The sequence below is a fragment of the Thermococcus pacificus genome (assembly GCF_002214485.1).
GTDB lineage: Archaea > Methanobacteriota_B > Thermococci > Thermococcales > Thermococcaceae > Thermococcus > Thermococcus pacificus.
This window is the reverse complement of the sequence record NZ_CP015102.1, coordinates 551,745-578,097: the sequence shown is the minus strand read 5'-3', so window position 1 is coordinate 578,097 and position 26,353 is coordinate 551,745. Positions and strand designations below refer to the sequence as shown.

Genomic DNA, 26,353 nt, shown 5'->3' with positions numbered 1-26,353 from the left:
TTTCCCTATTCTTCCAGGGATGATGAGGGAAGTTTCGTCCGAACGGTGAGGACACTCGCATGGTCTGACCACCCTCAACCTTTTAAGCACCTTTTCTTCCCGCTCACCGGGAGGAAAAATGAGTGAAAACGAAACCCTTATGAAGTTCGTATCCCGCTTAAAAGAACTCGTCGAGCTCGAGCGGAAGGCCGAGATAGAGGCGATGAGGTTAGAGATGAAGCGCCTCTCCGGGCGCGAGAGGGAGAAGGTCGGGAGGGCGATTTTAGGCTTAAACGGCAAAATCGTCGGTGAGGAGCTCGGCTATTTTCTGGTGAGATACGGTCGCGATAGGGAGATTAAGACCGAGATAAGCGTTGGTGACCTGGTTGTAATCAGCAAACGCGACCCCCTGAAGAGCGACTTGGTTGGGACGGTCGTCGAGAAGGGGAAGCGCTTCATCACGGTTGCCCTCGAAACCGTTCCGGAGTGGGCGCTCAAGGGCGTTAGAGTTGACCTTTACGCCAACGACATAACGTTCAAGCGCTGGATTGAGAACCTGGACAACCTGAGGGATAGCGGTAGAAAAGCGCTGGAGCTTTATCTGGGCCTGAGAGAACCAGAGGCGGGCGAACCGGTAAGCTTCAGTCCCTTTGACAGGAGTTTGAACGCCAGCCAGAAAGAAGCTGTGTCGAGGGCCCTCAGTAGCCCAGACTTCTTCCTGATCCACGGGCCATTCGGCACCGGGAAGACGAGAACCCTTGTCGAGCTGATAAGGCAGGAGGTCGAGAGGGGCAACAGGGTTCTCGCAACTGCGGAGAGCAACGTTGCAGTTGACAACCTTGTCGAGAGGCTCGCCGGCTCTGGCATTAAGGTCGTCCGCGTGGGGCACCCGAGCAGGGTGTCAAAAAATCTCCACGAAACGACCCTCGCCTACCTGATAACCCAGCACGAACTCTATGGCGAGCTGAGGGAGCTCTGGCTCACGGGTCAGGCCCTGGCGGAGAAGAGGGACACCTACACGAAGCCCCTGCCGAAGTACCGGAGGGGGCTGACCGACCTAGAAATCCTGGCCCTTTCGCGGAGAAGGAGGGGAACCCGGGGCGTCCCTGCGAAGCTCATCCGCGAGATGGCCAACTGGATAAAGCTGAACAAACTCGCCCAGAAGGCCTTCGACGACGCAAGAAAACTCGAAGAGAGGATAGCCCGTGAGATAATAGAGAACGCCGACGTCGTGCTGACCACGAATTCTTCAGCGGGCCTCGACGTCGTGAACTACGCCGAATACGACGTCGCGGTTATAGATGAGGCGACGCAGGCAACGATACCCAGCGTCCTGATACCCATAAACCGTGCTAAGCGCTTTGTCCTTGCCGGAGACCACAAACAGCTTCCGCCGACGATACTGAGCGAGAAAGCTAAAGAGCTGAGCAAAACGCTCTTCGAGGGCCTTATCGAGCGCCATCCAAACAAGAGCGCCATGCTCACCGTCCAGTACAGGATGAACGAACGCCTCATGGAGTTCCCAAGCAGGGAGTTCTACGACGGGAGGATTATCGCCGACGAGAGCGTCAGGTGCATAACCCTAGCAGACCTCGGGGTTAAAAGCCCCGCGTTCGGTAACTCCTGGGATGAGGTGCTGGAACCCCGGAACGTGCTGGTTTTCATCGACACCTCAAAGAGAGACGACCGCTTCGAGAGGCAGAGGCGCGGGAGCGACAGTAGGGAGAACCCCCTTGAGGCGAAGCTGGTTAAAGAAACCGTCGAGAAACTCCTTCGGATTGGTGTTAAACCGGAGTGGATCGGCGTTATCACTCCCTACGACGACCAGAGGGATTTAATAAGCTCGCTCCTGCCAGAGGAAATCGAAGTAAAGACCGTGGACGGCTACCAGGGAAGGGAGAAGGAGGTCATTGTTCTCTCCTTCGTCCGCTCAAACGAGAGGGGTGAGATAGGCTTCCTAAAGGACCTGAGGCGCTTGAACGTCTCGCTGACGAGGGCGAAGAGGAAGCTGATCCTGATAGGCGACTCCTCGACTTTAAGCGCCCACCCAACTTACAGGCGGTTGTTTGAGTTCGTGAGGGAGAGGGAAACAGTGATTGGGGCTAATGAGTTGGGGGTGTGAGGGATGTTCCTCTACGAGAAAAACTTCGAAGAGCAGAAGGCAATGGCTATGGAAGGCCTCAGGAAAGCTCTGGCTGAGGATAAAGTAGATCATGATATAATCCCCCTCCTTGAGAAGATCAACGCCCTCGATAACTACTTCACCACAAGCTCCTGCTCCGGAAGGATTTCGGTCATGGAGATGCCCCACTTCGGCGACAAGGTGAACTCGGTCTGGCTCGGCAAGTGGCACAGAGAAGTAACGGTTGAGGAAGTTCTTGAGGCCATCAGAAAGCACCGCTCCGGTCAGCTGTGGTTTCTTGTGAGGAGTCCCATCCTCCATGTCGCGGCTAGAACCATGGAAGACGCGGTAAAGCTTCTCAACCTCGCGATAGGCCTCGGCTTCAAGTACAGCAACATCAAGAGCGTGAGCCACAAGAAGCTCCTCGTTGAGATACGCTCTACCGAGAGGATGGACGTCCCTTTGGGAGAGAACGGAGAGCCCTGGGTGAGCGAGGAATACATTAAGAGAATTGTGAACCTCGCTAATGCCCAGTTGAGGCGCTTCAAGGGGAAGCTGAAGAGGTTTGAGGAGGAAATAGAAAAGCTCTGAGGGATTAAACCTCCAGCGGGAACTTAACGTAGTCGAGAACGCTACCGCGGCTCTTCTTTATCTCGACGTGCTCGACGAGTTCCTTAAACTCCCCGCCGGCAAGGCCGTCCGCTATTATCGCGCTCCCCTGGGCGGCCTCCTTTGCCATGCCCTCAAGGCCCCTCTGCCTCACCATTGGAAGACCAAAGTGCTCCTCAAAGAGGTCCTCAACGTCCTCCCTGAGCTCGTCTATGCGCATGAGCCTTCCGGATAGGATTATCTCCTTTGCTTCCCTCACAACGGCCAGTTCACTCGCAACGGCTTTTAGGAAGCCGTCCTTCATGGCCTCCCAGGCCCTGGCGAAGGGTTCTTCGTCGAGCCTCCTGGCGAACTCCTCGGGCGGGAGGATTTCATTGGCCGCTATAACAGTTGCACCGCCCCAGAACAGGTGCCACTTCTTGATTTCTCTTAGAAGGTAAGCAACCTCGCCATCGAGGGCGCCGCTGTTCACGTATGCCGGGCCCGGGAAAATAGTTCCGCCTATTCCATCTACTATCTTCCCGCCCTTAACCGCTCCGGCGTAGTTGTATCCGAAGCCGACCTCCAGGAGGACGAAGGAGACATCTTTATACTCGATTCCGAGCCTCTTTGCCTGGTCGTAGATCCCGAGAACGGTTATGGCCATCTTGTCAGCGGTTCCCATGTCGATCTTGTTGTACTTCCTCCACTCGGGGACAGTTGGAAGGTGGATGACGCCAGGTATGAACCAGACGTTCATTCCCTTCTCGGCCATCTCCGATACCATCTTCTGGAGGCCGATGAGGACGGGTATCTCCTTCAGCTCGTCCTCTCTCACCAAGGTCATCTCGAATCGGTCTCTTTCAGTCAGCTCGCTTATGTGCTTTAGGGGAACTCCATAGCCCGAGGGGCCGATTATGAGGTCCGCGTTGAACTCCTCTATCGCCTTCACGATTTTCCCTGGTTCCTCAGCCACCACTTCACTCGGAAAACTCAAGTCAAGCTTTATCTTCCCGTCTTCGAGGCCTATGACGTCGAAGCTCTTCGTGCCCGGATCAACACCTATAACCCTCATTTTGCCCACCGGGAGGAGTGAGGATGGACGGGATATAAAAGTTGTCGGGTGAAGAATTAAGGCGAGAGGAGATACTGCGAGAAGAGAATGAGCTAAAGGAGAAAGAATTAAGGGCTAAAGTCTTCAGTCGAGGTCGCCACCGAAGTCGTTGCCTCCGCCCTCGCCGCCCTTGTCCTTATCGAGCTTGCTGGCGGCAATGACGTCGTCGATCCTGAGGATCATTATTGCCGCCTCGCTGGCGCTCTTGATGGCCTGCTTCGGAACGCGGAGCGGAGCGATGACGCCGCGCTCCATCATGTCAGCCGGCTCGCCCTCGAAGACGTCGACACCGATGGTCGGGCCCTTCTCCTTGTGGGCGGCGATGACCTTAACGAGGGTCTCGATCGGGTCGAGACCGGCGTTCTCAGCGAGGGTCCTCGGGATTACCTTCAGGGCCTCGGCGAAGGCCTCGATGGCGAGCTGCTCCTTGCCACCGACCTCTTTGGCATACTCGTCAAGCCTGATGGCCAGCTCGATCTCTGGAGCACCACCGGCGGCGAGTATCTTGCCGTCCTCGACGATGTCCTTGACGACCTTGACGGCGTCCTCGAGGGCCCTCTCGACCTCGTCAACGACGTGCTCGGTTCCACCGCGGATGAGTATGGTGACGGCCTTCGGGTTCTTGCAGCCCTCAACGAAGATCATGTTCTCGCCGGCGACCTTCCTCTGCTCGACGAGCTCGGCCTCACCGAGGTCCTCTGGAGTGAGGTCGCGGACGTTGGTGACGATCTTGGCGCCGGTGGCTTTAGCCAGCTTCTCCATGTCGCTCTTCTTGACTCTCCTGACTGCCATTATGCCGTACTTGGCCAGGTAGTGCTGGGCGAGGTCGTCAATTCCCTTCTGGACGAAGACGACGTTAGCGCCGACCTCCTTGATCTTGTCGACCATCTCGCGGAGCATCTTCTCTTCCTGCTCGAGGAAGGCCTGGAGCTGCTCCGGGCTGGTGATCCTGATCTCGGCGTCGGTCTCGGTCTCCTTGACCTCAAGGGCCTCGTTGATGAGGGCAATCTTGGCACCCTCAACGCGCCTCGGCATACCTGGGTGGACGACCTCCTTGTCAATGACAACACCCTTGATGAGCTGGGTGTCGCTGACCGCTCCGCCCTCCTTCTTCTCGAACTTGATGTTGTCGAGGTCAACCTTGTAGCCGTCGCCGACCTTCTCGGCGACCTGCTTGACGGCCTCGACGGCGATCTCAGCGAGGTACTCCCTCTCCTCCTCGGCGGCCTTACCGGTGATTGAAGTGATTGCAGCCTTCTTGAGGGTCTCAACGTCCTCGACGTCAACGTCCTTGGCGATGCTTTCAAGTATCTCCTGGGCCTTCTCAGCAGCGAGGGCGTAACCCTTGATGATTATGCTCGGGTGGATGTTCTGGTCGAGGAGCTCCTCAGCCTTCCTGAGAAGCTCACCAGCGATAACGACGGCGGTGGTAGTTCCATCACCGGCCTCCTTGTCCTGGGTCTTCGCAACCTCAACCATCATCTTAGCGGCCGGGTGCTGGATGTCCATCTCGTCGAGGATGGTCGCACCGTCGTTGGTGATGACTATGTCACCGAGGCTGTCGACGAGCATCTTGTCCATGCCCTTCGGGCCGAGGGTGGTCCTCACCGTCTCGGCAACGATCCTGGCAGCGAGGATGTTGAGCCTCTGGGCGTCCCTTCCGACATACCTCTGGGTTCCCTCGGGCAGAATAACAACCGGCTGACCTGCGAGCTGGGCCATCTCCCCTCACCCCCTCCCATTTCTTTTTTTAGGGGTGGATGAGTTTTAGTTACAATTTGTGTTTTCTGTGTTATCATTCTTTTGGGCTATTTATAAATTTTTCGGTAGACTCAAGGATGAAGAAGGATACATTTTTAACTCCTCCTTCCAACCGAAGGCCGGTGGTTGAAGATGACTGATGTAAAAGCCGAGTGGGAGAATGCCCTGAAAAACAAGGACTGCGAGAAGCTCCTCGAGCTGTTTGACGATTACGTTGATACCATCGATGATGAAGAAACCCTCAGAAGAGAGCTGGAGCGGCTCAAGAGCGTTGCCTTGGAGTGTGAAGACCCCTACGACCTTGCCCATGAGATTGGCCACGTCTACGCTCACCTCGACGACGTTGAGGGTGGAATAGAGCTCTATAAGAGACTCGTCGAGCTTAAGAAAGACGACCCCGAGGAGTACGCGACGGCCCTCTACTACCTGGCGGATGCATACGAGCACTTTGGAAAGCCGGAGAAGGCAATCGAGGTCTATGAGAAGCTTTTGAAACACGAGGAAGAGGTTCTGAAGAACGAGAAGGAGATTGCCCTGACCTTGGCGAACCTCGCGGTCAACTACGACGAGCTTGGGGAAACCGAGAAGGCAATAGAGCTGATGGAGCGCGCGAGGGAGATATTCGAGAAGCTCAACGACGAGAAGAACCTCATGATAAGCCTCCTCGATTTGGCCCACTTCCACTACGAGCTCGGTAACTACGATACTGCCGAGACCCTCATAAAGGAAGTCCTTAGAAACCCGAGGGACGATGAGATAGAGGTAAACGCGAAGCTCGTCGAGGCAGAAATCTGGGCCGGCAGGGAGGATTATGACAAGGCCTTCAAAGCCCTGCGCGAGGCTTTGCTTAAGGCAATAAACGTCAGCGATGATGTGTTTGGGGTTGTCTTCGACACGCTCGTGGACTTCATCGAGGGCCTCTTCAACGAGGGCGCCTACGAGGCGGTGGCAAAGAACATGGACGCCTTTGCCGAGCTCTTTGAGGACGACACGGCTTACTTCTTCAAGGCCATAGCCGAACTGGCACGCTGGAAGGCCGGCGACGAGGATGCAACGAAGCGCTTCGACGAGCTTTACTCAAAGGTTGAAAACGAGGAACTGAAGGCCATACTCGACGAGTGGAAAAGGCCCAAGCTGGGCCTGAGTTTGGGGCTTTGAGCTCCTTTCCCGATTTCCCGATATGTTTTTAATCCGCTTTCTTCATTTTTCTGCGGCGTGGCAGATGAGGATGAGCCGTGAACCCTTTCAGAGGATTCTGGAGCACGTAAAGGACTCGCCGTACCGGAACTCCCTCTACATATCCCTGTCGCTCATGGTCAACGCCGCAGCAGGTTTGCTGTTCTGGAACAAGAAAAGCAGTAGAATAGAAGAAAGCCGAGGATTCAGATCCTCGAAACGGTCTCGACCTGGGCGCTCTCGACGTTCTCAACCTTCTCGAAGAGTTCGGCAACCTCGTCGTAGGAGTAACCCTCTTCGTCCTTTCCAAGGACATAGAACTTGAGGGCGACGAGGCCGAAAGCGATAGGCTCGCGCTCGACCTTGGCGAGGCCGAACTTCTCGGGGATAACTGCTTTGAGCTTCTCCTCGAGCTCGTCGAGGTTCACATTGGGGTCGGTCGGCATGACCTTAATAACACCAACAAGGTTGAAGTCGCTCATTCTTTTCACCTCCTAGTTCACGGGCCCTCCCAGCCGCACTTGGGGCACTTGTAGGGGACGCTGAGGACCCTGCAGGATTCGCAGCGCCAGATTATCTCCTCACCGCAGTTGGGGCACACGAAGTGAGTGGCGTGCTCCCTCGGGGTTATCTCCTTTCCGCATGACGTGCATACCGGTATCTCGAACTTGGCTTCCACTGCAAACACCTCCGAGAAAGGTGGTTTTTAATCACTGGTGGGCATTGAGGGAGTTGGCTTATAAGCTTTTCCATGGGCAGGTTTTTGCTGGGCTAGTAATTTTTCTTCGAGTCGTGACCGTCTTAGTCAGGATGTCGATTAAAATTTTCCAGACAAGTTAGATTGGAATTCATGATATCACACCAGCTCCTTGATATGGTGGAATGCAGGGGCTTCGCCCCTGCACCCCGATTTATTTGAAACATTGGGGGGCTAACGCCCCCACGCCCCCGAAGGTTTTAGCCTAACAGATTTGGTTCAGAACCTCGTGATAGAACTCAAGAGGTGGGAGGATTTTAAGGGTATGATCCTCCAAACACACAACCCTGTTCTCGCCCCTCAAAGCTATCAGATCATCGTCCCAAGTTAAGATGTACTCAACTTTTCCTTCGTAGGCAATCTCCAGCCATTTGTTATCGTTGGGATCTCTGGAAAGGTTAAACTCCCTCGAGGGTGAGACTGTTATGGAACCCCTCAAATACCTGGCCAGAATCCGCTTCCATTCACTGAAGAGCCTCCCCTTCTCAGCCAAAAGGCCAATCTTTAAGCTGAGCTCATGGAGCGCTTCTTCGCTTGTGTAATTCACGAGAAAATTCCCGTCCAGGGCTTTGATGAGAAGTGCCGCCAGTCCGCTTGGCTTAATCATGGCCGCAAGGACAACGTTGGTATCCATGACCACCTTCATCTCCTGGCACCCGTGAGTCTCCGGTACTCCTCATCAACTTCCCCGAGGACGTCCTTGACTTCGGGCCACTCGTCTTCAAAATCTCCGGCGGTCAACATTCTCCGGGCCTTTTCACTCTCTGCCTGAATCTCCTGAGGAGTTAGGTTCCTGGAAAGTTCCTTGGCATCTTCCATCATCATCTGTCCAAGCGCCAGCGTAACGGCGAACTTGATGAAGTCTGAGCGGCTCCGGAACTCCTTCTTTTTTACCAGTTCATCTATTTTCTTTGATAACATACCCCGGCAACCTCACGGAGACGGGTTAATCCACCATCTCTGCCATGGCACTCACCGATTACATATGGAATACAATAGTATTTAAAGATGACTTCCCATCTTCCACCAGTCCCACGAACACCCAGCTTCAACGGCAATTTTCGCCCCACTTAAGACGAAGTCAGCCTCCCATTCTGGGCATTATAGTAAGGGTAAGCTTCTACCGTTTAGTCTACCCAGACAGAACAAAACTCCCGTGTTCTAGTCGACTTGAACAGACTAGAGCTAAATCTAGTGGAGGTTAGCGTGCATTCTTTCCGCCATCCCTTAAGGACGCTTGAACGAGTGAAAGCGATACCGAAGCTTTTGGGAAAGTTTGACCGGAAGTTCGTAGCTCTTTTCAATAGTGTGAATTCAAGCAGTTTTAAATTCTAAAACGCTTCCTTTAAATGGGAACTCTTTTTAATAGGGCCCTGACCACAAGGGTTTTACTTTCCTCCGACGCCCGGAGGGCGTCTTTTTAGTGTAAACCCCCTTAAACGGAGCCTCTAACGGAGTTCTCCTTCAAAACAATTAATTCCAAGTAGAAAACCTTCACGAGCGGCACTTCAAGAAGAGCTACAAACTTTGATGAAACTTTGCCTGCGCAAAGTTTCTTATGGTGGGCCCGCGGGGCTTCGAACCCCGGACCTCCCGCTTATCAGGCGGGCGCTCTGACCAGGCTGAGCCACGGGCCCAAGAGAAGGATTCTGGTGCCCCGGCCGGGATTTGAACCCGGGTCGCGGGATCGAGAGTCCCGCATGATTGACCGGGCTACACCACCGGGGCGTGTCCGAGATTAGGGTATCAGGAGGGTTTAAAAAGTTTTCGGTGGGGTGAATGCAACCTCAGAGGACAACAACGTTCGGCTTGAGGATCTGCACCGTCCCGTTCACAACCTCAAGGATGAGGTTTCTGGTGTCAGTCTCGGCGTAGTTCCCGTCCGGAGGAGCTGGAGGGAGTTCAGGCGGCTTGTCCTTGAAGAGGAGGAACCGCGACTGGGGGCTTGCGGTTTACTTCCTCTACGGCGTGCTTGTACTCAACGCTGCCAGCTTCAGCGACTTCCTCTCCTATCAGGCCCTCCAGGTTGTCCTCATGCTCGTCCTGCCGTCGCTGATGGCGCTCCGCGAGATGATGGTGGGTTTCGAGATTCCAGGGAAGGTAGAACCAGAGGTTCTAATACCCGCCGCCCCCTTTATCCTGGGTGCGGTTTACGATGTTTTGTTCTTCGCCGGTATCGTTCTGACCCTATTATCAGGTTTTAAAAGCCAACACCTTGTTACGGCGAAAAATTTATTAGTGCCCGTTGGGTTTCTAACCGTAGTAATCGCCATTATCAGGGGGGGGCCTATCTCCTCTCCACACCCCCGAGACCCAGACCGCGATGACGGCTGCGGTGGCGATATTCGCCATCCTGCTCGGACTGGAAGAGAGGGAGGGGGTCGAGTTCAGGGTCGTGTAGATTGAAATCGGGAAGAGGGTGAGTAGGGGTTGAGAACGCTCATAATAATTCCCGCCTACAACGAAGAACTAACGATCGGCTCAGTGGTGGCTTTAGCAAGGAAGCATGGTGATGTGCTGGTAGTTGATGATGGCTCCAAGGACAGGACTTCTGAGATTGCGAGGGAGAGCGGGGCAGTGGTTATACGGCATGAAGTTAACGGGGGCAAGGGAAAAGCGCTGGGGACGGGGTTTGAGTACGCGTTCTCCAATGGATATGACTTCGTTGTGACGATAGATGCCGATGGACAGCACAATCCGGATGAGATTCCAGTCCTGCTGGAACCTCTGCTTAAGGGAGAAGCGGACTTAGTGATAGGCTCGAGGTTTCTCAACGGTGCCAAGAAAAACATACCCCTCTACCGCAGGCTGGGTTTATGGGTTCTGAACGTCACTACGAACATGAACCTTGGAGATGGTCTTAAGATAACTGACTCTCAATCGGGCTTTAGGGCGATGAACAGGAAGGTGCTCGGAGAGATACTGCAGATTAACAGTGAAGGCTACAAGGTTGAGAGTGATATGCTGGTGCACCTTTCAGAGAGGGGCTTCCGGATAAGGGAGGTCCCAATAAACGTCCGTTATGATGTTCCTAACAAGCACAAGAAGAACCCTGTGAGGCACGGATTCGAGGTGCTTGCAGGACTGATCGGATTGATAGAGTACAAAAGGCCGTTGCTGTTGTTTGGGGTTTCAAGTTTGGTCTCTTTCATCATTGCCGCCGGATTGGCATATTGGGGACTCAGTCCCTATTACCGCGGTGAGGGCGTGTACCTGACCCAGCTGATCGGGGCTGGGATTTTTGTGATTATTGGGATTCAGCTGTTTGTTGCAGGTCTGACGTTGAATGTGTTGAGAAAACTGGTGAGGGAGTGAGATATGGAGCTATCAAAGAGTCCGAGAAATTTAGGTTATGGAGAAGGAGATGATTTAGGCGTTAGACACACTAAAGGGGAATATATGGTTATCTTAGATCCAAAAGTTGAGAAAAACTGGCTTGAAGAGTTTTTAAAGCCCTTAGAAAGGGAAGAGAAATTAATTACTAATCCGAAGATTCTAACGCATGATGGTTCCACACTAAACACCTGAAGGTTAACGCAGGAGGTGAACTCGATGGATGTATTAGCAATTGTCTATATAATCTCAGGAGCACTCATACTTTGGCACTTACTTATTTATCCAATTGTTATGGGAATTATTGCATTAATTAAAAAACCGCTAGAAAAAGATTATTCATACTTGCCTAAATTCTCAATAATTGTGCCAGCATATAACGAAGAAAAGGTAATAATAAATAGAATAAAAAATCTTGAAGCGCTTAATTATCCAAAAGATAGGTATGAGATAATTATTGTTGAATCTGGGTCAACCGATAACACCTATATGAAGGTTGAAGAGTATATAAAATCTAGAAAGAGCAAATTTCCAATTATAAAACTTCTACACGAAGCTAAGAGAAAAGGAAAACCTTCTGCAGTCAATTATGGCAAGAAATATAGTGATGGCGAAATAATACTTGTTACTGATGCAAACTCCATTTTTGACAAAAATGTTCTGAAAGAACTAGCTCCTCATTTTAAAGATCCCAAAGTTGGAGCTGTAGGGGGGAGATTTGTTCCAATTAAAAATAACTCACAGGGGGAAGGAGTAGACTTCTATTGGGATTGGGAATTTTTAATGAGACTTGGAGAATCGCAACTCTATTCAACGTGTGTGATGCATGGGGAAATAAATGCATGGAGAAAAGAATTAGTTGAATTAAATCCAAATTTGATTTCCGATGACTTGATGATTCCTCTAGAGGTTATATCCAAAGGCAAGCTCGTTAAGTATGAGCCGAATGCAGTAGTTTATGAGAAAGTGCCCTCAACTAAAGTTGATGAGATCAAGCAGAGAAAGAAGAATGCAATAGGTACAATCCAAGTCACCTTCAAGTACATCAAATTCCTCCTAAGCCCAAGATTGTATTCTTTAATATATTTTTCCCATAAGGGATTGCAAATATTTTTCCCCTATCTAATAGTCTCATTCGCGTTACCGCTATTGGTTGGACTCGCCAAAAAAAACAGTAATGTTTTGTATTTGCTGGCACTTTATTCCATATTATCCATAGTATCACTATTTATACTAATGATAATAATACAAAAAGTCAAAGTTACATACGACATAGGGGCACAAACTAATAACGCGAAGGCATCTTCTCTTATTATAAAGCTGCCAGCAATCGTAATTTACTTTTTATGGCTACAGTGGATAGTAGTGTTGGCATGGTTTGATTATCTAAGAGGGAGATACTCGGTAAAATGGCAAAAAGCTGAATCAACAAGATAACTGGGAGGTGATTCTTGGTGAAGATTTTAGTTATATCCCTTCCAGATCTTCAGAAGATACCAATCCAGAGGTACCATCATTTGATTAAGGAAATTTCCAAAAAACATGACGTAACAGTCCTTTCAGTAAATGCTTGGTGGCTCCAAGAGATAGAGGAGTCAAAAAGATTCCTCCAAAATGTCGATTATCATTATATAACCAAAAGAAGAATCCACCCCATTATCCAAGAAGCACTAATAGTGCATCATATATCTAAGATCAAGAGGAGTAATTTTGATTTAATAATAAATTTTAATACCTTAATTGCGACTCTCTTAGTTAAATCTTTTATTCCTACCATACCTCTGCTCTTTGATATCGCCGACGAGCTCATTAGTGGTATATTGGACTCTCCAAAGTTCCCAAAATTCATGAAAAATGCATTGTCATTGAAAATTTTGAGGTTATTATTATCCTTTAATGTTTCCAAGGCAACAATCGTGACTATAGTCTCCGAAAATCTAAAACGCAAATATAACCTGCCCGATGCTAGATTAATCTACAATGGAGTGAGAAAAGACCTAATGTACAGTTTTTATACCCCAAGAAGGCAAAGAGAAGCTGACATGACTCTAGGATTTGTCGGTGTTGTTAGAGAATGGGTAGATTTGCATCCAGTATTCAATGCGATTTCAAAACTGAAATTTGAATACAAGATAAACTTTTTGATTATTGGAGATGGGCCTCTTATTGGGTACTATAAAAAACTTGCACAGAAGTTAAATATCGAAAAAAATGTCCAATTCTTGGGCTTCATACCTCACTCAAAAATACCCCGCTACCTACAGAGCATTGATATTGGTCTCATTCCATTTAACCAGAGTGAAATTGCAATATTCGCTTTTCCAATCAAACTTTTAGAATATTTCTCCTTGAAAAAACCTGTTATCTCATCCCGTTTACCAGCGATAGAAAATAACTTTGGAAGTACAGTATTTTATGCCGAGACAAATGATGAGTATCTCCAGATACTTAAAGATGTGATGAACAATAAGAAACTACTAAAAAAGAAAGGAGTTAGAGGATATAAAATTACCAAAAACCAGTATACTTGGGAACATATTGGTAAAACTCTCAATTTAGTACTCTCAAAAATTGTGCAGGGGGTAAAAGAATGAGGATTGCAGTTATAGGACATTTTGATAATACTGACGAAGGAACTAGGATAGTCGCGAAAACTATTGCTCAAAAGCTGGAAGAGAGGGGACTACGAGTAAAAAAGATAAACATATCGTCGATATCCACGTTTTTAGAGATTAGAAGATTTAAACCAGATGTTATCCACTTTGTCATTGGTCCAACCACACTAGGTTTCATTTCTACAAAACTGCTGTCATTCTCATGGTTAAGAGCCGTTACCGTATTGTCCGTAGTTCATTCATCAATTCCTAAGAAAAAAATATTGTCACTGTTCAGACATGATATTGCCCTAGTCCAGTCAAAAGACAGCGAGAGAGTTTATGAAGAGTTAGGATTCAATACAAGATTCCTCCCCAATGGTGTTGATATAGACAAATTCAAGCCGGTTCCTATTGAACAGAAGATCAAGTTAAGAGAAAAATATGGATTACCTACTGAGAAGTTTATCATACTTCATATGGCGTCCATGAAAAGAAAAAGGAACTTAAGTGTGTTCAAAACTTTAAAACAGCAATTTTCGGATATCGAGATACTACTAATTGGGAGAGAGAATGAAAAGAACATCGATTGGGAACTTGTGAAAGAACTGAAAAGTGCTGGTTGTAGAGTATGGCTCAAGCACTTTCCCGAAATCGAGGAGATCTATCAGCTTGCGGATTGTTACGTCTTCCCAGCTAAAAATAAAACAGCAGCTATAGAGACACCTCTGTCAGTCCTAGAAGCAATGGCGTGTAACATACCCGTGATCACAACTAAGTTTGGAGCTCTTCCACGGATGTTTGACGAAGGAGAGGGGTTATTTTTTGTTGAAAATGAAGATGAAATAGTTTCAATAATCAAAACACTAAGGGAAAAAAGGGATATCCCCGTAAACACTAGGAAGAAGGTATTAAAATATTCGTGGGATAACATTATTAACGACCTGATCAAAATTTATAACAGGATGTTGGGGGAGGGCTATGAAAAAACCGATCATAATAGTATTTCTTGGTCCAGACGGTTCGGGAAAAAGCACTCTATCCAGGGAAATAGCCCAAGAACTTGAAAAAAGGGGATTTAAGGTTCAGTACCTTTGGTGGCTAAGTGGAGAAAATACCCACCTAAGAAGGTTAATCAGGAAGCTTTACTCCCCAAAGCAGTTACCAATAGAAGTCACTGAAAAAACGAAGACAACACCTAAAAACAAGTCCATTATAGCAATGTTATATTCCTGGTTTTATCCTAGGGTAGTCTTTCTTGAATATATTCGGTTTGGTATTATGAAAGTTGTACTGCCTAGATTCATAAAAAAGTATGATTTTATTGTTCTTGACAGGTACATCTATGATGTGAGATTAGCTCTTTCAAAGGAGTTTAAAACATCATTTAGATACCTAAGAAGACTGACAAAGGTACTCCCCTCTCCGGATCTTATATTCTTCATAGAAGTCTCCCCCGAAGTAGCATATCAGAGAAAAAAAGAAGAGTTGGAATCCATTGAAAAAACGAAAAAACTATTTAAAAATTACCAACAATTATACTTTGATGTGTTAAGGGAGATGGGGGATAAAGTGATAAAGGTAAACAATGATGGAGAACTTATGAACTCTAAAATCGTGATATTAAACGAGCTTTCCAAGTACTGGGGGGATAAGAATGAGCGTTAAGAGATTCCTAAAGGGTTTGTCAGCAGTTGTACCATATCTTATCGTGAAAAGATCCATCTTAATTCCTCCAATTTATATTGACAAGGTAACTGTAGGCAAGAACGTTCTAATCATGCAAAATACACATATTAAGAATTCTACGATAGCAGATTATGTTAAGATATACGCAAACAATACAATATGGTATTCTAGAATTGGAGAGTTTTCATATATAAACAAAAATAGCACCGTTGTGCTGGCAAAGATAGGAAGATTCTGTGCAATAGGTCCTGGAGTAGTAATTGGAGCAATAAAACATACATCTAACAAAATTTCTCAATACCCTGCGGAGATGTCTAAAGACCTTCTAGTAGAAGTGGGGAGTGATGTCTGGATCGGAGCTAATGCAGTTATAATGCCTGGAGTTAGAATTGGAAATGGGGCTATTATAGGAGCAGGGGCTGTAGTTACAAGAGATGTCCCCGACTATGCTATCGCGGTTGGGGTTCCCGCAAAAATCAAAAAATACAGATTTACAGAGGAGATAATTGAGAAACTTAAAGAAATTGAATGGTGGAATTTTCCAGTTGAATACCTTAAAAATCCTGAAGTTAGAAAAGTTCTTTTCTCTGACCCGACTCCAGAAAACCTTAAAAAACTCGAGGAAATTAAGGCCGACATTATTACCACTAAAAAGGTGGATAAGTATGAATGAAAAGCTCGTCATAATTGGAATTGATTCGCTTGACCCCTATGTAATCTTGGAACACAGAGATGAATTGCCAACTTTTTCTCAGCTCATTAAAGAAAGCTCCACATTTTTATCGAAATCTGTGTTCCCCGTAGACACAATCCCTGCGTGGGTGAGTATATACACAGGATTTCATCCTGGGAACCATGGAGTACTCTATGTTTACGATGTATTTGATCCGAATTTAAGTGATCTGAGAAAGCTTGATATCTCCCACATTAAAGGAAAAACTTTCTGGGATTATGCAAGTGAAGCAGGATACAAAGTTGCAGTATTGTACCCAACGTTGATGTTCCCCACTTGGAAAGTTAATGGAGTTATGATAAGCAAAAGTCCCTACGATCGTAGAGTCAACGATATACAGACAAGTAGAGACATCTCCTGCTATCCTGAAAAAATCAAAGAGAAGTACGGAATTCCCACTGAAGTGAAGGACATCTGGGGAGGGTATCCCGGAAAGGACAAACTTGCAGAATGGGCATCACTAGGTAAAGACGCCGTTCTGGAGGACTTTAACATGGCATTCCGGATATATAAGGGAGAGAAATGGGACATGTTTTTTGTTTATTTTTCTCACTTAGACATAATACAACACAGGCTGTGGAGATTCTTTGATAGAAAAGATCCGATGTACAGATATGATCAAAAGTTAACCCCTATAATCTTGGATTTTTACAAACTATTTGATAATATCATAGGAAAGTTCATTAATGAATTACCAGATGCCCAGTTCATAGTTCTAAGTGATCATGGGCACCAAAGTCGGCCTATAAAAACACTCAATATAAATGAGTACTTACGACAAAATAAGTTACTCAAAGCCAAAAAAGTGAACATTTTGGGAATATTTAGGAAAATAATGCTAAACATTATAACCACGTTAAATTTAGAAAAGCACGCCATAAGAATAATCTCAAGAAGTCATTATTTAACGAAGTATAGCAAACAAGCCTATTCCTCTTCTGGTCTTATCCTCAAAGAAGAAAGCAAGGCGTGGTTATCTACATTTGCTGGAATAAAGTCGTATCCTCATGGGGGGATCGAGATAAACTCTGAAATCGTGTCAAAGAAAGAATATGACGAACTCGTGAGCGAAATAATTAAGCTTTTGTACACTCTGAGAGGTCCAAATGGAGAACAACTCGTTAAGTGGGCTAGGAGAAGAGAAGATGTGTATAATGGAAAGTATACTGAGCAAATTTTTCCGGACATATTATTTGAACTGAAGGACGACTGGGGAGTGGGCTGGGAGCTCGGGAGACTCTATGGAAAATCTCACGACCACAAAGTTGCGTCGGGTGGACATAGAAAGGACGCGGTATTATTACTGAGAAACATACGTCGCGACGTTGTTCGGAAGAACGACATCAGTATCGTCGATATGGCTCCTTCAATATTAGACCTGATGAATGTTGATACATCATCTTTGAAGTTAGATGGCAAAAGCATCTTCAGGTGATAAAAATGAAACCGCGAGTCATGATTGTAATGTTCCCTTGGAGATCAAACAATCCATATAAGTTTGTGTCAGAAGTGGCTCACATCTTGTCCTTTCTCTCCGAAAAGGTGATAATCGTATCCGACAAAAAAAGATTGGATGCTATTATTGAAAATTCTAGCTCCATCGTTATCTATGATACTAAATTTTCCATGCATTACATAACCGAAATATCTCCTGCCATATATTCTATATTTTTGTGGATTTTGAAGATGATATACATCCAATTAAAAGAAGCACTGATTATAGCTAAAAATAGACGAAACATAGATATTGTAATATTCTATATGGCTTATCCATATTACCTCCTTCCTCTAATTATTGCAAAATTTCTTAGAAAAAAAACCATAGAAATAGTCACGAGAAGCAAGCCAAGTTTAATAGATAGACTATACTTTTGGATACTTGATGGCATATCCCCCGAATCGAGAGGAATAATTGAAAGATTAAACCTCCATAAATATTCACAAAAATTACTGCCAGAGGGAGCTAGATTCATTGATACAGAAAAATTTAAGGTCAAAAGGAAAATCAAATTCAGAGAGAACAGTATAGGATATCTTGGAAGGCTGACGAAAGAAAAGGGTATCCTGCAATTAATAGATGCATGTGAATTAATTGCGATGAAAGATGGAACATTTAAGTGTTATATCGCAGGGGAAGGGCCTCTGCTAGATGCGGTCATAAAAAGAGCAGAGAAGCTTAAAAAACAGTATAACAGGGAGATAATTAGAGTTCTAGGGTATCTACCAGATGAAATGGTTCCGGAGTATCTCAACAGAATAAAACTCTTTGTACTGCTTTCTCAACATTCAGAAGGTTTACCAACAGCAATTCTTGAAAGTATGGCCTGTGGGACACCGGTTTTAACTACCCCTGTTGGGGCAATAACTGATATTGTAACTAATGGATATAACGGATTTTTAATTACAGATGTTGATCCCCTAAGTATTGCAGAGAGCATAGAACGTATTCACAGTATGAATCTTACAGAGATTTCAAAAAACGCACGGAAGGTTGTGTTATCTAGGTATACCCTGAAAAAGGCAACAAAAAGATTTACCCATATTGTATCGAGACTTCAAAGGGGGGATAGATATGACAAAAAATATGCATAAAGTGTTGAATTTTATAGATGGCATAATATTTGTATTCACACTTAGTGTATACTTATACACAATGACAAAAATACAACCTGCAAGTGGGTATGAAATATCTATATACAATGGAATATCGAGAGTGTTATATATTGTAATTATTTTATATATTACTGGAGTAGTAAATATATACTATCAAAAAGGTGTTAACAAGATTTTAGTAATGTTGCTCCTAACGGTAGTAACAATAACACTAATATTATTGCCCGAATTAAAAGGTTATGCTTTTTTTGGGCGACACGATTCTATGACTCATGCGGGGCTTGTAAGAGATATTCTCATTACTTCACGGGTATATGAACAATATAACATATATCCAATACTTCATATCTATACAGCAATGCTCTTAAAAATTCAGGGAATAGATAGCATATTCACAGCCAGTAGAGAAGTAATTGTGATGTATTTTGGAACATTCATAGTCTTTGCAATAATGATCTTAAAAGGACTACACCCTAATCTTAAAACCCATCAAATTTTATTTCCCATAATTTTATTCACAATACCCTTATTGACAGAACCAATTATCTTGTTTAGGCCATCTTCGAATTTGTTTTTAGTCATTCCCCCCATTTTGGTGTATTTATTTATAATAAAAAATTGGAGTATGAGAGCCATAAAGTATTTAGTGATCCCATTTTATTTGTTGTTACCATTTGCACATTTTGAGTTTGTATTATTTGCAACAACGCTTGTCATTTCAATAATTGTCACTAAATATTTGTATTCCAACAATAAAGAAGACAAGTCAAATTTGGTACTCTCACACATTGGTACTCTCACAGTATTCATAGTATTATTTAATGTGTTCTATGTCTTGAATTCAACTAGAGGTATGAAATATGCCAATAGAATTTATTATGTAATCTCAGGAATCACCAATAAAAGCCCTGCTGAATACTATGGGCAATTTGTCACAAACAGACAGATACCATTAATTGAGATACTAAAAAATGCATTAATACCAAATGTGGCATACATAGTCTTTTTAGGAACCACAGGGCTCGTTCTATTCATCGTATGGAAGTACAAAGACGAGTTCTTATTCAATGACACGAGATTATTCTCTATAATCATAATATCAAGCACGCAGATCATTATTTTCGTGATTTTAGCAATAGTCTCTATTTGGGTTGATATCGTAATAAAATATTACAGGTTTTTGAAGTATCCAAGTTTATTCACATTCATGCTATTAGGCATCTTAATGGGTAGTAACAAAATCATGCATAAAAAGATCACAAAAATAGTAATACTAAGCATTACTATCTTAATCGTATTCGGGACTGTTGTTAGCGTCAAAACATTTGGGGTCACCCCCGCCCAGATCACACGGTATAATCCTCAAGTTACATATAGCGAAATAAGTGGTTCTGCATGGCTTGTACAGCGTGGGGCTTGTTATCCAATCTCCAGTAGAATGTATATACCTTACAGGTTTTTTAGTTTTATATATGGACAGTACCGAGCAACCCATATATGTTACAATAAACTACCACGACTCTATCCTGATCATTTCAATTACAATAGTAAAACGTCTCTTCAAACCACATATCTTATATTGACCCGGTTTGAAGAGACGTTTTATTTAAAAATCCCCGAAGTCAAAAAACTGCACAAGTTTAATGAGATAGACTATATGCGGCTTCAAGCAGATAATTATTTTCAAAAAGTATATGTTGCTCCTGGGATGAAAATATTCCTCGGAGGTGTGTAAATGCCAAAGAACAGAACCAAGGTTGTTGTAATAGGCCTAGATGGTGCGAATATAAATACTGCAAACCTAGTAGGACTAAATACAAAATACATCCATAACTTCATATCTACAATTCCCCCATATACTCCCCCAGCATGGACCTCTATATTGACAGGAGTAACCCCCGCAAAACATGGTATCATTGATTTTCAGAGAATTGATCCTAAAGAGCTCACAGTGAATATCGCAACTTCTCGTGATGTTAAATACTACAGAATATCAGAGCTACTCAGCATGCATGGTTTAAAAAGTGTTCTCATTAATCTACCAATGACATACCCATTCGAGGGTATTAAATTTAAAGAAAACACTGTGATAGTATCAGATTGGGCAGCTCCATATCAGGAGATTTATCCGAAAAGGCTTAACGAAAAATACAAAGAATATCTAATTGACCCCCCACACTCCTGGGAAAAGCACATTGATAATCCCTCGGGTTATGCAAAACGTGTAGAAGAGTACACGACTACCCGGCTTAACATATACTACGACCTACTAGAAGATTGGGACTGGGATCTATACTTTATAGTTTTTAGTGAAACAGATTGGTTCTCTCATATTTTTCCTCAAATACTGGAGGGCAAAGATACTCATCTCGTATATGGAGTATTTAAAAAGATAAAAAAATTCATTGATAAAGCAATGAATATAGCAGATATCACATTTATTGTAAGTGATCACGGATTCGAAATCAAGCGCAAGATTTTCTATGTGAATGAAGCATTAGCTCGTTTAGGCTTTCTGAGATATAACAAAACTAAGGCATCCTTTGTAAGGTTTGGCAAAAAAATAATACCCTCTAAGATTGCAAAAATACTCGCTACTCGCGGCACAAATCAGATGTCCTACGCCACGGACCCTCAAAAGAGGAAAGCATTTATGTTATCTCATGCCACATGGGGGGTGTATGTAACTGATAAAACACTTAAAGAACAAGTAAAGAAAGCACTTGAGTCATTTCCAGAGATCTCCAAGGTAGTATTGAAGGAAGAAATATACACGGGACCACATATTCAGTTATTGCCAGATTTATTTATAGTGCCCAAGGATGGAATCAAGTTTTCTAGAGATCTCAGCGGGAAACTAACAGAGACAACTTACCAAGGGGATCACGAGATTCACGGAATACTTGGTGCTTTGGGGGAGGGAATTAACTCAGAGATTACTTTCAGACATCTCCCAACAGTTTATGACATAGCTCCCACGATTCTTCATATATTTAATTTCCCTATTCCAAGCGATATGGACGGAAGGGTTTTAATGGAAATATTCAAAGAAGATTCAGAATTTGTGAAAAGAAAACCAAAATACGTTGACCCCAGTTATTATAGAATAAAACAAAAAGATGAAAAACTTAAAAAAGCTATTAAACACCTGAAATTAAAAGGTAAAATCTAAACGAACCTCTTCAAAACTCTCTTTATTATTCCAAAATCAACTCCCAATATCTTTTCAACGGCCAGCAACAGCTCGATATCTTCTTTATCAATGCTCCTGCTGAGAAGGACAAGAACAGCATAAACTCCCATAAAGACCAGAAGAGCTAGGATGGCGTACCATATGTCAGGCACACTAAGGTTTAACCCCTTAATAATCCCAAGTAAAACAAACCATATGGCCAGAGGCTTCACATAGCTCCAGCTAAATGGGTGAATCCTCGTCATTTTATAGAGCCAGTACGACCTGAACACGTTGGCGACAAAATAAGAAACTGTCGTGGCAACGGCAGCACCAACCATTCCATATGAGGGAATTAGAGCGAGGTTTAAAGCAACGTTCGAGACCACCGCAAAGGTATCCCCGATCATGTTGAGCTTCGGCTTACCGATAACTATCAGCGTCATGCCGTTTAGCCCCAGAAACGTGTGAAACATAAAACCCAAGGAGAGAACCTGAAGTGCGAGTGCTGCTGATACGTATTTCTCTCCAAAAAGGAACGATATCGTGGCTTCCGGGAAGAGGAAAATGAGAGCAAACAGCGGGAGAGTCAGCAGAAATATCCACTTCGTGAGCACTTGGTAAACCCTTTTCATTTCCGCCATTTTCTCCTGAGCATACCATGAGGTGACTATGGGGGAGTAAATAACAGCCGCAGAATTCAAAAACATCGGAATCAGCCTAGCCAGCGGTGTTGCTGCGTTGTACAACCCTACAACCTCGGAACCTTTATAGTAACCAAGCATCAATGTGTCAGTCCAGGTCATCAGAAAGTTCAGTATTCCAACAAACATCAGAGGAAAAGAGAATGCAACTAACTTCCGCCCGAGCCCCACGTCGAGAGAAGGTCTGAACCTAAAGAGCCCAATCCTGTAGGTTTCAAGGATCAATGTGAGGAATGTCAGGAACTGGGCGATGACATATGCCCAGAACAAGGAAGCAAACGGAAGGCTAAGAAGGGCAAGTAAGACGACAAATACCAGCCAGATTACAGGATAAACCACATTCTGAAAGTATACCTTTTCTCTGACTCTTCCAAAGCCTTGGGAAATTGAAATTATCGCACCTATTAAAGCAGAAAACGGCAGGGCAAAAGCCATCACTTTTAGAGGATAAACTAGTCTCTCTTCATTAAACACCTGAGCTATAAAGCCCGAACCAAAAATCAGAAACATCATGATTGCAAAGCTGTTTACAGCAACAATCACCACGGCTGTCGAAATTAAATCTCTTACTCTTGACGGCTCTTTCTCTCTATAGAAGGCGACTTCCCTAGGGAGAGAGTTCGGAAAGCCAAGCGTTGCAAGTACGAGGGTGATACTCAAAATTGTCAGAGCTAGATTAAACACTCCATACTCTGAAGTTGAAAAGTACCTCGCTATAACCCCTCTGCTCAAAAACCCGAAGAACATTGAGATAACAGTTCCAGCAAAGACAATACCCGTCCCCCTTGCAATATTCTGCAAAGCCTGGCTTGCTTCGCTCATAGTGCCTCACCTTTTTACCTCTTTTGCATCATTATTGCGTCATTTTTGCGATGTATGGGGCGAGGTTTAGAGATATCTCTTTTCCACCAGGTATCTCTTCAGCCTCTCCTTCCAATTGGGCATTCTGAGCCCTATCTTATGAAGTCTCCTGTTCTCAAGCGCCGAGAGCCTCGGTCTCCTCGCCAGCCTGTTGAGCTCGCTCGATTTTATAGGCTTAACCTCAACTTCCCAGCCAAGGATTTCGAATATCGCTCTGGTGAACTCGTACCACGAGCAATAACCCTCGTTGACCATGTGGTAAATCCCGAACTCCGGCTTCAACTTCAGGAACTCCTTCAGAGTCCTCGCAACGTCCATCGTGTAGGTGGGGCTCATGAACTGGTCATTCACGATTTTCAGTTCTTCCCCGCGCTTCGCCTTCTCAATGACCCACTCAACGAAGTTCCCGCCCTTTCCGCTCGCGCCGGCCTTTCCGTAGAGGCTCGCAACCCTAATGATGTAATATTTCTCAGAATAATTCCTCGTGAAGATCTCACCGGCGTACTTGCTCGCCCCGTAGACGTTTACAGGGTTCGGAACGTCCTCCTCAGTGTATGGCTTTCCTTTCTCGCCGTCAAAGACGTAGTCGGTGCTTATGTAGACGTTTATTGTGCCGATCTCACTGGAGACCCTCGCAACGTTCAGCGCGCCAATAGCGTTGACGGCAAAGGCTTTCTCCGGGTAGAGCTCAGCATCATCAACCCTAACGTATGCTGCTGTGTTAACTATAACATCAGGCTTAAGCTCCTTCAAAATCCTCAAGCTCTCGGGAATTGTAACATCAAGATCCTTGTGAGTCAAGGGAATAACTTCAAAAGACGGGTCTTCCCCAAAGACCTCCACCAAATCTGTTCCGAGCTGACCGTTGGCACCGATTATCGCAATCTTCACGGGACATCACCGACCCTGGTTATCTCCTCTGGATCACTAATAAGGGATATCCCCTCACTTTCACAGGCATTGGCAAAATCGCTGTCAAACGAAATTAGATACTTGAGGCCGTGAAACTTACAGGTTGCAAGAATGAGTGCATCATTCGGTAGCAGGCCGTATTTTATCATGTACTCAACAGCAAGGGTTTCAACGGCCCTGTTTATCTCCAGATCAAGGAAAAGTCCAAAAAGCCCTAAGAAGTCCAGGAGCTCCTCACTCAGGTTCCTGATAATATTGGGGTTGTGTTTGAGTGTGTACGGGCGTTCGCCAGTTAACGCCATCAGGTAAACCATAAGCGCCTCACTGAACACTATGTTGTTGGAATACAGAGCGTCGAACCTCTCCCTTATATCGAGAAGGTCAACATTGCCCTCCAGATGCTCAATTATCACGTTGGTATCCACAAAAGCCGTCAAAGGCCCCATTCCTCTTCTACCTCTCTCAGGAGTTTTTTAAGGTCCATGCCCCTGAACTTTCCATGGAGTTTCTGGGCACTGTACTCTGCAATAACTTCCCTCTCAACGATTCGTTTCAGTCGCTTAGGGTCAATCGTCTTCAGTATCTCATCAGGGACGTTGAGTTCAATGGCAATTTTTCCCATATCAACCACCAGTGTACTCCTGTGTTACTAATTCAAAAATATTTTGCGATGGTGGTGTCTCAGAAGGCCCATCCCCTTTCAACCGCTTCCCTCAGCGTTGGCCACTTCCTATCCTTTTAAGAGACCACTGGCTCATCAACTGGCCAGTCTATTCCTATCTCCGGGTCGTTCCAGATTATTCCCGCCTCGTAGTCGGGAGCGTAGACGTTGTCCACCTTATAGACAACCTCTGCAACGTCGCTCAGAACGACGAACCCGTGGGCGAAGCCCCTCGGGATGTAGAGTTGCCATTTGTTGTACTCCGAGAGTATGACGCCGACCCATTTGCCAAAGGTCGGAGAATTCTTCCTCAGGTCAACGGCGACGTCGTATATGACTCCCCTAATGGCCCTCACAATCTTTGCCTGGGCGTAGGGTTCGCGCTGGAAGTGCAGGCCCCTTAGCACGCCGTACTTTGAGCGGGAGTGGTTGTCCTGGATGAATTCACCCTTTATGCCTGCCTTTTCAAAGTCCTGCTTCTTGTACGTCTCCATGAAGAAGCCCCTCTCGTCCTCAAAAACGCGGGGCTTGATCAAGACAACATCGGGGATTTCAAGGCGCTTGAACTCGAACGGCATTATTACCACCCCAGCTTCCAGGGCGTTGGGTGAAGGACTTTCTCGTTCACCAGCGGCCTCCACCACCACTCGTTTTCGAGGTACCACTTGACAGTCTTCTCTATACCTTCCTCGAAGCTGTGCCTCGGCCTCCACTTCAAATCCCTAGTTATCTTCCACGAGTCGAGCGAATACCTCAAATCGTGGCCCGGCCTGTCCTCAACGAACTCTATCAGATCCTCATCCTTGCCCATGAGCTTGAGAACTGTCTTAACTACTTCCAGGTTAGTTCTCTCCTCACCGGCCGAGATGTTGTAGATTTCCCTCGGCTCTCCTTTGAGCAGGACTGCCTCGATCGCCCTCACATGGTCTTCGACGTAGAGCCAGTCCCTGACGTTCTGGCCGGTGCCGTAGACCGGTATCTTTAGCCCCATGCTGGCCCTTATTATCGTCTTCGGGATGAGCTTTTCCGGGAACTGGTAGGGGCCGTAGTTGTTGGTACACCTGGTTATTGAGGCGTTCAAGTTGTATGTTCTCGTCCAGCCGAGGACGAGAACGTCGCTGGCAGCTTTGGTGGCGGAGTAAGGTGAGGAGGGCATCAGCGCGTCCCTCTCGGTGAAAGAGCCGTCAAGGATGTCGCCGTAGACTTCATCGGTGCTTACGTGGACGAGTCTAACTTCGGGGTTTTCCTTCCGTATCGCTTCGAGAATAGTGTAGGTGCCGATGACGTTGCTTCTCAGGAAGTGCTCCGGGCTTGAAATACTCCTGTCCACGTGGCTTTCAGCGGCAAAGTTAACTACCGCGTCCGCCTTCTTAATCAGCTCACTCACGAGCTCGAAGTCCGCAATGTCACCCCTGACGAAGGTGTAGCGCGGGTCGTCTTCAATGTCTTTAAGGTTGGCTGGGTTCGAGCCGTAGCCAAGCTTGTCGAGGTTTATCACTTCCCAGTCGGGGTGCTTTTCAAGAACGTAGTGGATGAAGTTGCTCCCTATAAAACCCATCCCGCCTGTAACCAGCAGCCTCATCT

27 protein-coding genes and 2 tRNA genes are annotated in these 26,353 nt (G+C 45.8%); 15 read left to right on the top strand and 14 right to left on the bottom strand.

The window, feature by feature from the left end; genetic code table 11:
• Positions 1 to 118: 118 nt before the first annotated feature.
• Together A3L08_RS03195 and taw3 are read left to right on the top strand one after the other, a co-directional pair.
• Positions 119 to 2,101 carry an IGHMBP2 family helicase gene (locus A3L08_RS03195; protein WP_088853662.1) on the top strand — a complete coding sequence of 661 codons (1,983 nt, stop codon included), beginning with the start codon at positions 119 to 121 and terminating at the stop codon, positions 2,099 to 2,101.
• Between the two features lie 3 nt (positions 2,102 to 2,104).
• Entirely contained in the window at positions 2,105 to 2,692 is a 588-nt protein-coding gene (gene taw3 / locus A3L08_RS03190; RefSeq protein ID WP_088853661.1) for a tRNA(Phe) 7-((3-amino-3-carboxypropyl)-4-demethylwyosine(37)-N(4))-methyltransferase Taw3, read from the top strand.
• 4 nt (positions 2,693 to 2,696) lie between these two features.
• Here taw3 and A3L08_RS03185 read toward each other — a convergent pair whose 3' ends face one another.
• A complete protein-coding gene (locus tag A3L08_RS03185; RefSeq protein ID WP_088853660.1) occupies positions 2,697 to 3,764 on the bottom strand; it encodes a DUF1464 family protein in 1,068 nt (355 codons plus the stop codon).
• A 123-nt stretch (positions 3,765 to 3,887) separates the two neighbouring features.
• The gene (thsB, locus tag A3L08_RS03180; protein WP_088853659.1) at positions 3,888 to 5,525 is read right to left on the bottom strand and encodes a thermosome subunit beta; all 1,638 of its coding nucleotides are present in this window, start codon (positions 5,523 to 5,525) and stop codon (positions 3,888 to 3,890) included.
• Positions 5,526 to 5,696: 171 nt separating this feature from the next.
• On the opposite strand from thsB, the gene A3L08_RS03175 reads away from it, so the two are divergent.
• Entirely contained in the window at positions 5,697 to 6,722 is a 1,026-nt protein-coding gene (locus tag A3L08_RS03175) for a tetratricopeptide repeat protein (RefSeq protein ID WP_088853658.1), read from the top strand.
• A 224-nt stretch (positions 6,723 to 6,946) separates the two neighbouring features.
• Here A3L08_RS03175 and A3L08_RS03170 read toward each other — a convergent pair whose 3' ends face one another.
• The 6 genes from A3L08_RS03170 to A3L08_RS03145 form a co-directional block, all read right to left on the bottom strand.
• Positions 6,947 to 7,222 carry an elongation factor 1-beta gene (locus tag A3L08_RS03170; protein ID WP_088853657.1) on the bottom strand — a complete coding sequence of 92 codons (276 nt, stop codon included), beginning with the start codon at positions 7,220 to 7,222 and terminating at the stop codon, positions 6,947 to 6,949.
• Positions 7,223 to 7,239: 17 nt separating this feature from the next.
• Positions 7,240 to 7,419: a zinc finger domain-containing protein gene (locus tag A3L08_RS03165; RefSeq protein ID WP_012572828.1), complete on the bottom strand. Its 180-nt coding sequence runs from the start codon at positions 7,417 to 7,419 to the stop codon at positions 7,240 to 7,242.
• A 283-nt stretch (positions 7,420 to 7,702) separates the two neighbouring features.
• A complete protein-coding gene (locus A3L08_RS03160; RefSeq protein ID WP_088853656.1) occupies positions 7,703 to 8,143 on the bottom strand; it encodes a putative toxin-antitoxin system toxin component, PIN family in 441 nt (146 codons plus the stop codon).
• On the bottom strand, positions 8,140 to 8,418 hold the full coding sequence (locus tag A3L08_RS03155; protein ID WP_232461755.1) for a ribbon-helix-helix domain-containing protein: 279 nt from the start codon (positions 8,416 to 8,418) through the stop codon (positions 8,140 to 8,142). Before A3L08_RS03155 ends, A3L08_RS03160 begins: the two co-directional genes overlap by 4 nt.
• A 638-nt stretch (positions 8,419 to 9,056) precedes the next feature.
• Positions 9,057 to 9,134: transfer RNA gene (locus A3L08_RS03150), tRNA-Ile, on the bottom strand.
• A gap of 13 nt (positions 9,135 to 9,147) precedes the next feature.
• Positions 9,148 to 9,225: transfer RNA gene (locus A3L08_RS03145), tRNA-Glu, on the bottom strand.
• Positions 9,226 to 9,414: 189 nt separating this feature from the next.
• Between A3L08_RS03145 and A3L08_RS03140 the strand changes: the two genes are divergently transcribed.
• The 12 genes from A3L08_RS03140 to A3L08_RS03085 are packed head-to-tail and all read left to right on the top strand — an operon-like array spanning position 9,415 to position 21,631.
• On the top strand, positions 9,415 to 9,903 hold the full coding sequence (locus A3L08_RS03140) for a hypothetical protein (protein ID WP_157721580.1): 489 nt from the start codon (positions 9,415 to 9,417) through the stop codon (positions 9,901 to 9,903).
• A 24-nt stretch (positions 9,904 to 9,927) separates the two neighbouring features.
• Positions 9,928 to 10,812: a glycosyltransferase family 2 protein gene (locus tag A3L08_RS03135; RefSeq protein WP_088853654.1), complete on the top strand. Its 885-nt coding sequence runs from the start codon at positions 9,928 to 9,930 to the stop codon at positions 10,810 to 10,812.
• A gap of 3 nt (positions 10,813 to 10,815) precedes the next feature.
• Positions 10,816 to 11,025: a glycosyltransferase gene (locus A3L08_RS03130; RefSeq protein ID WP_157721579.1), complete on the top strand. Its 210-nt coding sequence runs from the start codon at positions 10,816 to 10,818 to the stop codon at positions 11,023 to 11,025.
• Positions 11,026 to 11,049: 24 nt separating this feature from the next.
• A complete protein-coding gene (locus A3L08_RS03125) occupies positions 11,050 to 12,267 on the top strand; it encodes a glycosyltransferase (protein WP_088853653.1) in 1,218 nt (405 codons plus the stop codon).
• Positions 12,268 to 12,284: 17 nt separating this feature from the next.
• Entirely contained in the window at positions 12,285 to 13,424 is a 1,140-nt protein-coding gene (locus tag A3L08_RS03120) for a glycosyltransferase (protein ID WP_088853652.1), read from the top strand.
• Positions 13,421 to 14,491: a glycosyltransferase family 4 protein gene (locus A3L08_RS03115; RefSeq protein ID WP_088853651.1), complete on the top strand. Its 1,071-nt coding sequence runs from the start codon at positions 13,421 to 13,423 to the stop codon at positions 14,489 to 14,491. The genes A3L08_RS03120 and A3L08_RS03115 overlap by 4 nt, the downstream gene beginning before the upstream one ends.
• Positions 14,406 to 15,092 (top strand): dTMP kinase, encoded by a 687-nt coding sequence (locus tag A3L08_RS03110; protein WP_088853650.1) that lies wholly within the window; start codon positions 14,406 to 14,408, stop codon positions 15,090 to 15,092. The genes A3L08_RS03115 and A3L08_RS03110 overlap by 86 nt, the downstream gene beginning before the upstream one ends.
• Positions 15,082 to 15,786, top strand: a complete 705-nt coding sequence (locus A3L08_RS10230) for a xenobiotic acyltransferase family protein (protein ID WP_269466916.1) — start codon at positions 15,082 to 15,084, stop codon at positions 15,784 to 15,786. The genes A3L08_RS03110 and A3L08_RS10230 overlap by 11 nt, the downstream gene beginning before the upstream one ends.
• On the top strand, positions 15,779 to 17,281 hold the full coding sequence (locus tag A3L08_RS03100) for an alkaline phosphatase family protein (RefSeq protein ID WP_088853649.1): 1,503 nt from the start codon (positions 15,779 to 15,781) through the stop codon (positions 17,279 to 17,281). Before A3L08_RS10230 ends, A3L08_RS03100 begins: the two co-directional genes overlap by 8 nt.
• A 5-nt stretch (positions 17,282 to 17,286) precedes the next feature.
• Positions 17,287 to 18,438 carry a glycosyltransferase family 4 protein gene (locus tag A3L08_RS03095; protein ID WP_088853648.1) on the top strand — a complete coding sequence of 384 codons (1,152 nt, stop codon included), beginning with the start codon at positions 17,287 to 17,289 and terminating at the stop codon, positions 18,436 to 18,438.
• Complete coding sequence (locus tag A3L08_RS03090; RefSeq protein ID WP_088853647.1) at positions 18,419 to 20,194, top strand: hypothetical protein; 1,776 nt, start codon at positions 18,419 to 18,421, stop codon at positions 20,192 to 20,194. Before A3L08_RS03095 ends, A3L08_RS03090 begins: the two co-directional genes overlap by 20 nt.
• Positions 20,195 to 21,631: an alkaline phosphatase family protein gene (locus tag A3L08_RS03085; protein WP_088853646.1), complete on the top strand. Its 1,437-nt coding sequence runs from the start codon at positions 20,195 to 20,197 to the stop codon at positions 21,629 to 21,631.
• Here the strand turns inward: A3L08_RS03085 and A3L08_RS03080 are convergent.
• The 6 genes from A3L08_RS03080 to rfbB form a co-directional block, all read right to left on the bottom strand.
• Complete coding sequence (locus A3L08_RS03080; protein WP_088853645.1) at positions 21,628 to 23,157, bottom strand: flippase; 1,530 nt, start codon at positions 23,155 to 23,157, stop codon at positions 21,628 to 21,630. The genes A3L08_RS03085 and A3L08_RS03080 overlap by 4 nt on opposite strands.
• A gap of 66 nt (positions 23,158 to 23,223) precedes the next feature.
• The gene (rfbD, locus tag A3L08_RS03075) at positions 23,224 to 24,087 is read right to left on the bottom strand and encodes a dTDP-4-dehydrorhamnose reductase (RefSeq protein WP_088853644.1); all 864 of its coding nucleotides are present in this window, start codon (positions 24,085 to 24,087) and stop codon (positions 23,224 to 23,226) included.
• Positions 24,084 to 24,554 (bottom strand): type II toxin-antitoxin system VapC family toxin, encoded by a 471-nt coding sequence (locus A3L08_RS03070; RefSeq protein ID WP_088853643.1) that lies wholly within the window; start codon positions 24,552 to 24,554, stop codon positions 24,084 to 24,086. The genes rfbD and A3L08_RS03070 overlap by 4 nt, the downstream gene beginning before the upstream one ends.
• Positions 24,542 to 24,730 (bottom strand): hypothetical protein, encoded by a 189-nt coding sequence (locus A3L08_RS03065; protein ID WP_088853642.1) that lies wholly within the window; start codon positions 24,728 to 24,730, stop codon positions 24,542 to 24,544. The genes A3L08_RS03070 and A3L08_RS03065 overlap by 13 nt, the downstream gene beginning before the upstream one ends.
• Before the next feature lie 116 nt (positions 24,731 to 24,846).
• Positions 24,847 to 25,347: a dTDP-4-dehydrorhamnose 3,5-epimerase gene (rfbC, locus tag A3L08_RS03060; protein WP_088853641.1), complete on the bottom strand. Its 501-nt coding sequence runs from the start codon at positions 25,345 to 25,347 to the stop codon at positions 24,847 to 24,849.
• A gap of 2 nt (positions 25,348 to 25,349) precedes the next feature.
• The gene (gene rfbB / locus A3L08_RS03055; RefSeq protein ID WP_088853640.1) at positions 25,350 to 26,351 is read right to left on the bottom strand and encodes a dTDP-glucose 4,6-dehydratase; all 1,002 of its coding nucleotides are present in this window, start codon (positions 26,349 to 26,351) and stop codon (positions 25,350 to 25,352) included.
• Positions 26,352 to 26,353 lie beyond the last annotated feature (2 nt).

Excerpts from the sequence above, each read along its gene's own strand:
- A3L08_RS03195 (WP_088853662.1), top strand. The coding sequence starts at position 119 with ATGAGTGAAAACGAAACCCTTATGAAGTTCGTATCCCGCTTAAAAGAA.
- taw3 (WP_088853661.1), top strand. The coding sequence starts at position 2,105 with ATGTTCCTCTACGAGAAAAACTTCGAAGAGCAGAAGGCAATGGCTATG.
- A3L08_RS03185 (WP_088853660.1), bottom strand. The coding sequence starts at position 3,764 with ATGAGGGTTATAGGTGTTGATCCGGGCACGAAGAGCTTCGACGTCATA.
- thsB (WP_088853659.1), bottom strand. The coding sequence starts at position 5,525 with ATGGCCCAGCTCGCAGGTCAGCCGGTTGTTATTCTGCCCGAGGGAACC.
- A3L08_RS03175 (WP_088853658.1), top strand. The coding sequence starts at position 5,697 with ATGACTGATGTAAAAGCCGAGTGGGAGAATGCCCTGAAAAACAAGGAC.
- A3L08_RS03170 (WP_088853657.1), bottom strand. The coding sequence starts at position 7,222 with ATGAGCGACTTCAACCTTGTTGGTGTTATTAAGGTCATGCCGACCGAC.
- A3L08_RS03160 (WP_088853656.1), bottom strand. The coding sequence starts at position 8,143 with ATGAAGGTGGTCATGGATACCAACGTTGTCCTTGCGGCCATGATTAAG.
- A3L08_RS03155 (WP_232461755.1), bottom strand. The coding sequence starts at position 8,418 with ATGTTATCAAAGAAAATAGATGAACTGGTAAAAAAGAAGGAGTTCCGG.
- A3L08_RS03130 (WP_157721579.1), top strand. The coding sequence starts at position 10,816 with ATGGAGCTATCAAAGAGTCCGAGAAATTTAGGTTATGGAGAAGGAGAT.
- A3L08_RS03125 (WP_088853653.1), top strand. The coding sequence starts at position 11,050 with ATGGATGTATTAGCAATTGTCTATATAATCTCAGGAGCACTCATACTT.
- A3L08_RS03115 (WP_088853651.1), top strand. The coding sequence starts at position 13,421 with ATGAGGATTGCAGTTATAGGACATTTTGATAATACTGACGAAGGAACT.
- A3L08_RS03110 (WP_088853650.1), top strand. The coding sequence starts at position 14,406 with ATGAAAAAACCGATCATAATAGTATTTCTTGGTCCAGACGGTTCGGGA.
- A3L08_RS10230 (WP_269466916.1), top strand. The coding sequence starts at position 15,082 with ATGAGCGTTAAGAGATTCCTAAAGGGTTTGTCAGCAGTTGTACCATAT.
- A3L08_RS03100 (WP_088853649.1), top strand. The coding sequence starts at position 15,779 with ATGAATGAAAAGCTCGTCATAATTGGAATTGATTCGCTTGACCCCTAT.
- A3L08_RS03095 (WP_088853648.1), top strand. The coding sequence starts at position 17,287 with ATGAAACCGCGAGTCATGATTGTAATGTTCCCTTGGAGATCAAACAAT.
- A3L08_RS03090 (WP_088853647.1), top strand. The coding sequence starts at position 18,419 with ATGACAAAAAATATGCATAAAGTGTTGAATTTTATAGATGGCATAATA.
- A3L08_RS03085 (WP_088853646.1), top strand. The coding sequence starts at position 20,195 with ATGCCAAAGAACAGAACCAAGGTTGTTGTAATAGGCCTAGATGGTGCG.
- A3L08_RS03080 (WP_088853645.1), bottom strand. The coding sequence starts at position 23,157 with ATGAGCGAAGCAAGCCAGGCTTTGCAGAATATTGCAAGGGGGACGGGT.
- A3L08_RS03070 (WP_088853643.1), bottom strand. The coding sequence starts at position 24,554 with ATGGGGCCTTTGACGGCTTTTGTGGATACCAACGTGATAATTGAGCAT.
- A3L08_RS03065 (WP_088853642.1), bottom strand. The coding sequence starts at position 24,730 with ATGGGAAAAATTGCCATTGAACTCAACGTCCCTGATGAGATACTGAAG.
- rfbC (WP_088853641.1), bottom strand. The coding sequence starts at position 25,347 with ATGCCGTTCGAGTTCAAGCGCCTTGAAATCCCCGATGTTGTCTTGATC.
- rfbB (WP_088853640.1), bottom strand. The coding sequence starts at position 26,351 with ATGAGGCTGCTGGTTACAGGCGGGATGGGTTTTATAGGGAGCAACTTC.